Origin of the sequence: Nocardioides sp. (assembly GCF_035697785.1) — a bacterium.
Classification (GTDB): domain Bacteria; phylum Actinomycetota; class Actinomycetes; order Propionibacteriales; family Nocardioidaceae; genus Nocardioides_B.
This window is the reverse complement of record NZ_DASSCL010000101.1, coordinates 1-9231: the sequence shown is the minus strand read 5'-3', so window position 1 is coordinate 9231 and position 9231 is coordinate 1. Positions and strand designations below refer to the sequence as shown.

Genomic DNA, 9231 nt, shown 5'->3' with positions numbered 1-9231 from the left:
CCTGCCCCGGGCCTGGGCCCCGATCATCGCGGTCATCGGTCTCGGGATCGCCTGGTGGCAGTGGTACAACTCCGACAAGCTGGCCCTCAGAGCGATGAACGCCCGCGAGGTCTCGCCCGAGGAGGCCCCCGAGCTGCACGCCGTGATCGACCGGCTGTGCGCCCTCGCCGACATGCCCAAGCCGCGTGTCGCGATTGCCTACACCGACCTGCCCAACGCGTTCGCCACCGGTCGCTCACCGGACCGGGCCGCGGTGTGCGTCACCACCGGGATCCTCGACCGGCTGACGGCCGAGGAGGTCGAGGCGGTGCTGGCCCACGAGCTGTCGCACGTGGCCCATCGCGACGTCCTCGTCATGACTCTCGCCGCCTCGGCCGGCATCGTCGCGGGCATGCTCACCCGGGGCGCGCAGTACGGCGCAATCTTCGGCGGCCGGAGCCGTGACAACAACGGCGGCGGTGCGGCGGCGTTCATGATCGCGCTGCTGGTCAGCCTGGTCGTCTATGCGATCAGCTTCTTCCTCACCCGGCTGCTGTCCCGCTACCGCGAGCTGTGCGCGGATCGGTCCGGCGCGTTCCTCACCGGCAAGCCGTCGGCGCTGGCGAGCGCCTTGACCAAGATCACCGGCGAGATCTCCGCGATCCCGACCCGCGACCTGCGAGCCTCGCAGTCGATGAACGCCTTCTTCATCGCGCCGGCGATCAGCGGCGCCTCGATGAAGACGCTCACCTCGACGCACCCGCCGTTGGAGCAGCGCCTCGAGCAGCTCGCCAAGATCGCCGCCGAGCTCGGCCGCCCGCTCGACGGCGGCTTCCCGGCGCCCGGTCCGCAGTGAGGCCGCGGGCGTGAAGATCGTCGACGCACTGCTCGGGCGCCGCCGGCAGGTGCGCAACAACCTCGACGACCTGTTCGCGATCCCGACCGCCGCCATCACCCTCCAGACGGCGGCGACGTTCCAGCCGACCGGAGTCGGAGCCGTCTGCTTCCGCGCTGTCGAGGGCTCGGCGTTCGCGGCGGCCGAGGCCGAGATCGTCGCCGTGCTCGACAACGACGACGACCCCGACCTCGAGCGGCACGTCGACGACTACGGCTTCACCTGGCTGGTTGCCAGGCAGGACGACATGTCCGCGCTGGTGACCGACCTGCACGCGGTCAACACCGCGCTCGAGGCCCAGGGCTTCGGGCCGCAGCTGTTGTGCTCTCTGGTGTCGTTCAAGGACAGCACCGACCGCACGCTCGCGCTGGTCTACCTCTACAAGCAGGGCACGTTCTACCCGTTCGCGCCGCAGGCCGGCGAGGGGCAGCGTCGGGACAACCTGCTCGAGATGCAGGTGCGCGACCTGGTCAAGAACGACCTCCCCGTCGAGGCGGACCTGCAGAAGTGGATGCCGGTCTGGGGCGCGCCCGGGCTCTGACGGTGATCGAGCCCGTCGAGATCAGTCCTTCGCGGCGGTCTTCGCCGGCAGGTCGAGCATCCGCTGCAGCGCGACCTGGGCCCACTTCTCGGTCTCCGGGTCGACCTGGATCTGGTTGACCACGTTGCCCGCGACGAGGTTCTCCATCGCCCAGACGAAGTGCGGCAGGTCGATCCGGTTCATCGTCGAGCAGTAGCAGACGGTGCGGTCCAGGAACGCGATGTTCTTGTCGGGGTGCTGGTCGGCGAGCCGCTGCACGAGGTTGAGCTCGGTGCCGATCGCCCACGACGAGCCGGCGGGAGCGGCCTCGATCGTCTTGATGATGAACTCCGTCGAGCCGACCAGGTCGGCCTTCGTGACCACCTCGTGCTTGCACTCCGGATGCACCAGGATCTGCACCCCGGGGATCGTGGCGCGCAGGTCGTCGACCACCTGGGCGGAGAACCGGCCGTGCACCGAGCAGTGGCCGCGCCACAGGATCATCCGCGCGTCGCGCAACTGCTCGACGGTGAGCCCGCCGTTGGGCCGGTGCGGGTCCCAGACCACGCAGTCCTCGAGCGTCATCCCCATCTGCAGCACCGCGGTGTTGCGGCCGAGGTGCTGGTCGGGGAGGAACAGCACCTTCGCGTCCGGCTTCTGGTCGAACGCCCACTCCAGCGCGACCTGCGCGTTGGACGACGTACACACGGCCCCGCCGTTGCGGCCGCAGAAGGCCTTGATGTCGGCGGAGGAGTTCATGTAGGTGACGGGTACGACGGAGTCGGCGACCCCCGCATCGACCATCGCGTCCCAGGCGTCCTCGACCTGCGCGATCCGGGCCATGTCGGCCATCGAGCAGCCGGCCGCCAGGTCGGGGAGGATCACGCGCTGCTCGGGGCCGGTCAGGATGTCGGCGGACTCGGCCATGAAGTGCACGCCACAGAACACGATGTACTCCGCGTCCGGGCGGGCCGCCGCGTCGCGGGCGAGCTTGAAGGAGTCACCGGTGACGTCGGCGAACTGGATCACCTCGTCGCGCTGGTAGTGGTGGCCGAGCACGAACACCTTCGAGCCGAGCGCGTCCTTGGCGGCCCGCGCCCGCGCGACCAGGTCGGGGTCGGAGGCCGGCGGCAGCCCGCCGGGGCAGTCCACGCCCCGCTCGGAGTTCGGGTCGGTGCCGCGGCCCAGGACCAGCAGCGGAAGGTCGGTCGTCGTCACGGCCCCATGGTTTCACACGGTCACACACGCCCGACCCCCCGATGTCGGTTGCCCTACCGTGACGCATAGGTCACTCCACGACTACCGATATCGGTGGGTCAAAGGAAGTGCCCGCTCGGCAGGTACGGCGTGGGCGGCTTCTGGTGCCGCAGGGCGAGGAAGCCCTCGGTGTGCAGCGCCATCCGGGCGGCCATCCCGACGTCGACGGCCCACTCGTTGGCGGCGGTGAGGCGGCCGACGGTCACCGTGCGCTCCGGGCTGGAGGCGGCCAGCGTCTCCCACAGCAGGTCGGTAGCGGTACGACGGTTCGTCGCGGCCAGCAGGTAGGGGCCGCCGCCGGGCTCGACGTACGCGTAGCCGGAGCCGGTCGAGCGGTCCGCCACGACGAGCCGGTACATAGAGGTGAGCAGCTCGTGGTCCACGCCGTGCGCCGCGTCGCGCACCTGCCGGTCGACGGAGTTCATCAGGTCGATGTCTCCGGCGCTGCCGGGCCGGACCCGCTCCACGACGGGCAGGGCCGCTCGGGCGACGGTGCCCATCAGGAACATCATCGGATGCATCGAGAACCCGGCCAGCCGGTAGCGGCGCACCGCCGGAGTGTCCTCCGACGCGGCGATCATCCCGCGCAGGCATCCGCGGCCGTGGGTGAGCGCGGCGTCGAGCACCTGCTTGCCGACCCCGCGACCCTGCAGTCCCGGGCGGACGGCGTACGTCGCGAGGATCCAGGTGAGGTCCCGGCGCAGCGACATGGCGACACCGATGATCCCGGACTCGTCCTCGGCGACGAAGCAGCCGCCCGGGTCGTGCTGGACGATGTGCTTGGCGCGGAGGTGCCAGTTCACCGACCGGTCCGGCGCCCGCCGGCTCGGCTCGGGGAGCCCGGTCCGGTGGGTGCGCACGTCGTAGTCGTAGAAGGCGTCGCTGGTGAGCCGCTCCACGGCGATGACGTCGGCCTCGGCCATCGGGCGCACCATGTAGTCGGGGTAGTCGGGCACCGCGCCAACCTACCGATCGGCGACCCGGCAGGATGGCGCCATGCGCCTGCTGATCGCCACCGACAAGTTCGCGGGCACGCTGAGCGCCGTGGAGGCCGCCGCGGCGATCGCCGAGGGCTGGCGACGACAGGCTCCAGACGACGAGATCGACATCGCGCCGATGGCCGACGGCGGTCCCGGGTTCGTCGACGTGCTGCACGCCACCCTCGGCGGCGAGCTGCTGGCCACCACGGTGTCCGGGCCGTACGGCGAGGAGGTGCCCAGCACCGTCTTGATGACCGGCGACACGGCGTACGTCGAGTGCGCCCAGGCCTGCGGCCTGCACCTGACCGAGCCAGCGGACCGTGCGCCGGAGCGCGCCACCAGCCGCGGGGTCGGCGAGCTGGTCGCCGCGGCCGTCGACGCGGGGGCGACCCGGGTGGTCGTCGGGCTCGGCGGCTCGGGCAGCAACGACGGCGGCGCCGGCTTGCTCGCCGCCCTGGGTGCGGTCACCACCCCGACCGGGGCCCTCGACCACGGCCCGAGCACTCTCAAGGACCTCGAGAGCGTCGACCTCGACGCCGCCCGGGCCCGGGTGGCCGGGGTGGAGCTGGTCGTCGCCTCCGACGTGGACAACCCGCTGCTCGGCCTGATCGGCGCCACCAACGTCTACGGCCCGCAGAAGGGCCTGCCCGCCGACCGGCTGCAGGCGGTGGACGCCGTCTTGGAGCGGCTGGCCGATGCCACCGACAAGAAGCTGGCGCTGGCCAAGGGCACCGGCGCGGCGGGCGGGCTGGGGTTCGGACTGATGCTGCTCGGCGCCACGCGCAGTCCGGGGATCGCCCTCGTCGCCGAGGTGGTCGGCTTGCCGGACCGGGCCCGGCGCGCCGACCTGGTGGTCACGGGCGAGGGTGCGTTCGACTTCTCCTCGCGCTCGGGGAAGGTGCCCTACGGGGTGGCACAGGTGGCGGCCGAGGCGGTGCGGCCGTGCATCGCGCTGGCCGGGAAGGTGCTGATCGGCTCGCGGGAGATGCGCGCGGTGGGCATCGAGTCGGCGTACTCCGTCGTCGACCTGGTGGGTGAGGAGGCCAGCTTCGCGGACCCGGCCGGCAGCCTGGCCGCCCTGGCGGAGCGTACGGCGCGGACCTGGTCCCGGTGACCCGTTCGTCACACCTGTCCCGGGAGTGTTCTCCGATGCTTGGGAATAGCAGCGGATGTGCGACCATTGAAACCGAGCAAGACCCCTGATCCGACACTTGGGAGCCAGCACATGACCGAGCAGGTCGAGACCCAGTCCGCCGTCCGTGCCGACAGCATCAACGTCAGCGACGCCGCTGCGAGCAAGGTGAAGGCGCTGCTCGAGCAGGAGGGTCGCGACGACCTCCAGCTCCGGATCGCCGTGCAGCCGGGTGGCTGCTCCGGCCTGCGCTACCAGCTGTTCTTCGACGAGCGGAACCTCGACGGTGACGTCGTCACCGACTTCGACGGCGTCAGCGTCGTCGTCGACCGGATGAGCGTCCCTTACCTCAACGGTGCCGTCATCGACTTCGTCGACACGATCGAGAAGCAGGGCTTCACCATCGACAACCCCAACGCGACGGGTTCGTGCGCCTGCGGCGACTCGTTCCACTGATCCACCGCGATCCACCGCGACAGGGCCCCCACCGAGACCTCGGTGGGGGCCCTGTTCGTTGCGGGGCTCGTTGCGGGCTCAGTGGGCCTGGTTGGGGTTGCCGGGCGACGAGCCGGGGGAGACCTCGGCTCCGGCACGTGCCCCGTCGCGCACCTCGCGGTCGCCGAGCGGTGAGTCCAGGCTGACGTCGACGGACTTCGAGAGCGCGATGTCGATGCAGGCGATGTCGCCCTTCTGCTCCGGCGGGAGCTTCGGCAAGGTGACCGTCACCGCGTCGCCGGTCTCCTCGACGACCGGCTCGCCGACCTTGCCGTAGCACTCGGGCACGCCCGTCGTGTAGTTCAGCGCCAGCCGCGTCTCGTCGTAGGCGAAGTAGCTGTCGATGACCTGGGTGTCCGGGCCCGGCGGCAGATCCGGCCCCGGCGCGGGCGTCAGGTCGCCGTCCGGCAGGTCGGTCCCCGGCGAGCCTGGTGCGACCGAGGCCCGGTCGGACGGTTGGCCCGACCCGGCGGGGGCGGCGTCCTCCGGAGTGCCCGGCCCCCGCTGCCAGACCACCACGGCCACCACGACGAGCACCGCCAGGGCGGCGCCGAGCGGGACCAGCCAGCGAACGAGTCCTGTCCTCATGCCGGTGGGACGCACGGTGGGGCGCGCAGGTTCCCACGGCCGGCATGCCCTTTGCCCGGTTTCCAATGACCCGGACGATGGCCGCCCATGGCCCGACCGAGCCATTGTCCGGACCAGCGAGTCCCGATTGGCTGGGCCGGACTGTGCCGGGGTCCGCCCGGCGCGCCGGAAGGGGAGAGCGCCACCCATGAATGAAAATCACAAACGAGCCTTCGCCGCAGTCTGCGCGGGGCTACTGGTTGCGGCCGCCGCGGGGACGTCGGCAGCAGCGGCGGGACCCAGCGGCCAGTCCCGCGCCGTGGACGGCCTCGACGGCCCCCGCGGACTCGATATCGCCGCCGGCAAGACCGTGGTCGCCGAGAGCAACGGCGCCATCAGCGAGGTCATCCGCAGCGGCCCCGACAAGGGCACCACCGAGCGGATCGGCAAGGTGCCCGGCGGGTTCGGGGCCGGTGTCGCCGTCGCCGGGAACGGCGACGTGTGGGCGGTGACCGGCGACAAGACCGGCACGCTCTACCTGTTCCACGACGGCAAGCGCCGCACCGTGCTCGAGGTCGCGAAATCGCAGCGGAAGAACCCGGACCCCTACGACCTCGAGGACGCCCCGAAGGAGAGCAACGCGTTCGGCCTCGCGGCGCTGCCCGACGGCTCGGCCCTGGTGGCCGACGCCGCCAACAACTCGGTGATCCGGGTGACCCGCCAGGGCAAGGTCAGCACGATCGCCCGGGTCAAGCCCCGGACGGTTCCGATGCCCGCGGGCTTCGACGACCCGGAGCTGCCACCGGCGGGCACGCCGATTCCCTCGGAGGCGGTGACCACCTCGGTGACGGTCGGCCCGGACGGCGCGGTCTACATCGGTGAGCTGCGCGGCTTCCCGGGCACGCCCGAGACCTCGCAGATCTGGCGGGTCGAGCCCGGTGCCACCAACGCGGTCTGCAAGCCCAACAAGCCGAACAAGGGTGCCTGCACCCGCGAGGCGGACGGGCTGACCTCGATCGTCGACCTCGACATGGGTCGCGGTGGCGCGCTCTACGCGGCCGAGCTGTCCAAGATGAGCTGGCTGGCCGCCGAGTTCGAGGTGCCCGGCAGCGAGGAGGGCGCGATCATCCGGATCGGCCACGACCGCAACGTGCGGCGCGAGCTCAGCCCCGGACAGGTGATCCTGCCCGGTGGCGTCGCGGTCGGCTCGAACGGGAACGTGTTCGGCAGCGGTCCCGTGTTCGGCCCTGGATCGGTCAGGAAGGTCGGCTGACCGGCTGACCCCGCACGCAACGAGCCGGCCCGCACCGCCGCGTAGGTGGTGCGGGCCGGTCGCTCTTGTCGCGGGCGTCAGTCGAGGTGCAGGTGCAGTGCGGCGGCGAGCCGGGCGGCGGCGTCGCTGACCTCGATCGTCGGCTTCGAAACCTCGCGCGGGTAGTCCTCGAACCGCAGGCTGGGCGCTGGGCGGCGCAGGGCCTCCGCGACCGCACGGCAGTCGGACGTCATCCGGTCGGTGGGGGAGGCGTCGTCGTACGCGAGGCGGCGCGGGGCGGAGGAGGTCACGCACGCAACGCTAGGGATTACCGCTGGGTACCCCAAGCGCCGTAGGGTGCGCGTGTCCATCCCGACGTACGCACCCCCGAGGAACCCCGTGTCGCTTCTCGTCACCGGCTCCATCGCCACCGACCACCTGATGTCCTTCCCGGGGCGGTTCTCCGACTCGCTCGTCGTGGAGCAGCTCGACAAGCTCTCCGTGTCGTTCCTGGTCGACGACCTCGAGGTGCGTCGCGGCGGCTGCGCGGCCAACATATGCTTCGGGCTGGGCAACCTCGGCCTCCGCCCGGTGCTCGTCGGCGCGGTTGGCGAGGACTTCGTGGACTACCGCGCCTGGCTGGAGCGGCACCACGTCGACTGCTCCTCGGTGCACGTCTCGGAGACCCGGCACACCGCGCGCTTCGTCTGCACGACCGACAAGGACATGGCGCAGTTCGCCTCGTTCTACGCCGGCGCGATGACGGAGGCCCGCGAGATCGAGCTGCAGCCGATCGCGGACCGGGTCGGTGGTGCTACGTACGTCTTGGTCGGTCCCAACGACCCCGAGGCGATGCGGCGGCACACCCAGGAGTGCCGCGAGCGCGGCATCCCGTTCCTGGCCGACCCGAGCCAGCAGCTCGCGTTCGGCGACGGCGAGCTGATCCGCGACCTGATCGACGGCGCCGACATCCTGTTCTCCAACGAGTACGAGTCGGCCCTGATCGAGAAGAAGACCGGCTGGTCGGCCGCCGAGGTGCTCGACCGGGTCGGCACCTGGGTGGTCACTCTCGGCGCCGACGGCGTCCGGGTGGAGCGGTCCGGCCAGGAACCGATCGTGGTCGCCGCGGTCCCGGAGATCGAGAAGGTCGAGCCGACCGGCGTCGGTGACGCGTTCCGCGCCGGGTTCCTCGCCGCACTGGAGTGGGGGCTGTCGCACGAGCGCGCCGCCCAGCTCGGCTGCCTGCTCGCGGTGTACGTCGTCGAGCGGGTCGGCACCCAGGAGTACACCCTCCACCAGTCCGAGTTCGTCCAGCGCTTCGCGGACACCTACGGCGAGCAGGCCGCCGCCGAGATCGCCGCGCACGTCAAGACCCCCCGCCCCTGACCCGGCGAGGAGTCAGGACATCAGGCTCCTGGCCGGTGTGTCGCGACGTCGGTGACCCCTCGGCGGCGGGTCAGACCATCCGCCGTACGACGAAGCGCGGCACCCCGTCCCCGGCAACGTCCTCGCCGACGTACTCCTGCCCGCGCATCCGACACCACGCCTGCGTGTCCGGGCGGGCTGCCGGGTCGTCCGAGACCACCGCGACCGTGCCGCCGACGGGCACGTCCCCGATCGAGTTCGCCAGTCTGATGATCGGCAACGGGCAGCGCAGCCCGCGGCAGTCCAGCTCGAGGTCAGGGGTCTCCGTCACGGTCGCAGCCCCTCCACCACTCCGGGCAGCACGTCGAGGAACGCCTCCACGTCGGCCTCGCCGGTGTCGCGCGTGAGCGAGACCCGGATGTTGCCGTGGGTGAGCGCACCCATCGCCTCCAGCACGTGCGACGGGGTGAGGGCGGATGCGCTGCACGCGGAGCCGGACGACACGCCGAAGCCGTGCCGGTCGAGCTCGCGGACCAGCGCCTCACCCTCCACGTAGAGCACCGAGAACGTCACCACGTGGGGGAGCCGCTGGTCGGGGTCGCCCACCACGTCCACGTCGCTCACGACCTTCGGCACCTGTGACCGGATTCGGTCCACGAGGGCCCGCTGCCGCGCTCCCACCTCGTCACGCTCGGCGACCAGGGCCTGGAGCGCGGCAGCCGCCGCGAGCACGGCCGGCACGTTCTCGAAGCCCGCGCCCCGCGGGTCGATCCGGTCGTCGACGGGGAA

Annotated in this window: 12 protein-coding genes; 6 read left to right on the top strand and 6 right to left on the bottom strand. The window is 71.6% G+C overall.

Annotated features, from left to right (window positions below; all coding sequences use genetic code 11):
* Position 1: 1 nt before the first annotated feature.
* Both htpX and pspAB read left to right on the top strand, forming a co-directional pair.
* The gene (htpX, locus tag VFH10_RS10335) at positions 2-835 is read left to right on the top strand and encodes a zinc metalloprotease HtpX (protein WP_325128183.1); all 834 of its coding nucleotides are present in this window, start codon (positions 2-4) and stop codon (positions 833-835) included.
* Positions 836-845: 10 nt separating this feature from the next.
* Complete coding sequence (pspAB, locus tag VFH10_RS10330; protein ID WP_325128181.1) at positions 846-1415, top strand: PspA-associated protein PspAB; 570 nt, start codon at positions 846-848, stop codon at positions 1413-1415.
* A 21-nt stretch (positions 1416-1436) separates the two neighbouring features.
* Here the strand turns inward: pspAB and nadA are convergent, their stop codons facing one another.
* Together nadA and VFH10_RS10320 are read right to left on the bottom strand one after the other, a co-directional pair.
* A complete protein-coding gene (gene nadA / locus VFH10_RS10325) occupies positions 1437-2612 on the bottom strand; it encodes a quinolinate synthase NadA (RefSeq protein ID WP_325128179.1) in 1176 nt (391 codons plus the stop codon).
* A 98-nt stretch (positions 2613-2710) separates the two neighbouring features.
* The gene (locus VFH10_RS10320; RefSeq protein ID WP_325128177.1) at positions 2711-3607 is read right to left on the bottom strand and encodes a GNAT family N-acetyltransferase; all 897 of its coding nucleotides are present in this window, start codon (positions 3605-3607) and stop codon (positions 2711-2713) included.
* Between the two features lie 40 nt (positions 3608-3647).
* Here VFH10_RS10320 and VFH10_RS10315 point away from each other — a divergent pair, with 40 nt between their 5' ends.
* Positions 3648-4745 carry a glycerate kinase gene (locus tag VFH10_RS10315; RefSeq protein WP_325128175.1) on the top strand — a complete coding sequence of 366 codons (1098 nt, stop codon included), beginning with the start codon at positions 3648-3650 and terminating at the stop codon, positions 4743-4745.
* A gap of 111 nt (positions 4746-4856) precedes the next feature.
* Positions 4857-5219, top strand: coding sequence for an iron-sulfur cluster insertion protein ErpA (erpA, locus tag VFH10_RS10310; RefSeq protein ID WP_325128173.1), 363 nt, complete (start codon positions 4857-4859; stop codon positions 5217-5219).
* Positions 5220-5297: 78 nt separating this feature from the next.
* Here the strand turns inward: erpA and VFH10_RS10305 are convergent, their stop codons facing one another.
* Positions 5298-5846: a hypothetical protein gene (locus VFH10_RS10305; RefSeq protein WP_325128172.1), complete on the bottom strand. Its 549-nt coding sequence runs from the start codon at positions 5844-5846 to the stop codon at positions 5298-5300.
* 298 nt (positions 5847-6144) lie between these two features.
* Here VFH10_RS10305 and VFH10_RS10300 point away from each other — a divergent pair, with 298 nt between their 5' ends.
* Positions 6145-7098: a ScyD/ScyE family protein gene (locus VFH10_RS10300; RefSeq protein ID WP_325128170.1), complete on the top strand. Its 954-nt coding sequence runs from the start codon at positions 6145-6147 to the stop codon at positions 7096-7098.
* A gap of 77 nt (positions 7099-7175) precedes the next feature.
* Here the strand turns inward: VFH10_RS10300 and VFH10_RS10295 are convergent, their stop codons facing one another.
* Positions 7176-7388, bottom strand: coding sequence for a hypothetical protein (locus VFH10_RS10295; RefSeq protein ID WP_325128168.1), 213 nt, complete (start codon positions 7386-7388; stop codon positions 7176-7178).
* A gap of 88 nt (positions 7389-7476) precedes the next feature.
* Here VFH10_RS10295 and VFH10_RS10290 point away from each other — a divergent pair, with 88 nt between their 5' ends.
* Positions 7477-8463 (top strand): carbohydrate kinase family protein, encoded by a 987-nt coding sequence (locus VFH10_RS10290; protein WP_325128166.1) that lies wholly within the window; start codon positions 7477-7479, stop codon positions 8461-8463.
* A gap of 70 nt (positions 8464-8533) precedes the next feature.
* Here VFH10_RS10290 and VFH10_RS10285 read toward each other — a convergent pair whose 3' ends face one another.
* Positions 8534-8773: a sulfurtransferase TusA family protein gene (locus VFH10_RS10285; protein ID WP_325128164.1), complete on the bottom strand. Its 240-nt coding sequence runs from the start codon at positions 8771-8773 to the stop codon at positions 8534-8536.
* Positions 8770-9231 (bottom strand): aminotransferase class V-fold PLP-dependent enzyme (locus tag VFH10_RS10280; protein WP_325128163.1); only part of this gene is annotated, 462 nt, incomplete at its 5' end. The genes VFH10_RS10285 and VFH10_RS10280, both read right to left, overlap by 4 nt.

Bases quoted from the DNA above. Each gene is read 5' to 3' on its own strand.
- VFH10_RS10315 (WP_325128175.1), top strand. From the start codon at position 3,648: ATGCGCCTGCTGATCGCCACCGACAAGTTCGCGGGCACGCTGAGCGCC.
- erpA (WP_325128173.1), top strand. From the start codon at position 4,857: ATGACCGAGCAGGTCGAGACCCAGTCCGCCGTCCGTGCCGACAGCATC.
- VFH10_RS10305 (WP_325128172.1), bottom strand. From the start codon at position 5,846: ATGAGGACAGGACTCGTTCGCTGGCTGGTCCCGCTCGGCGCCGCCCTG.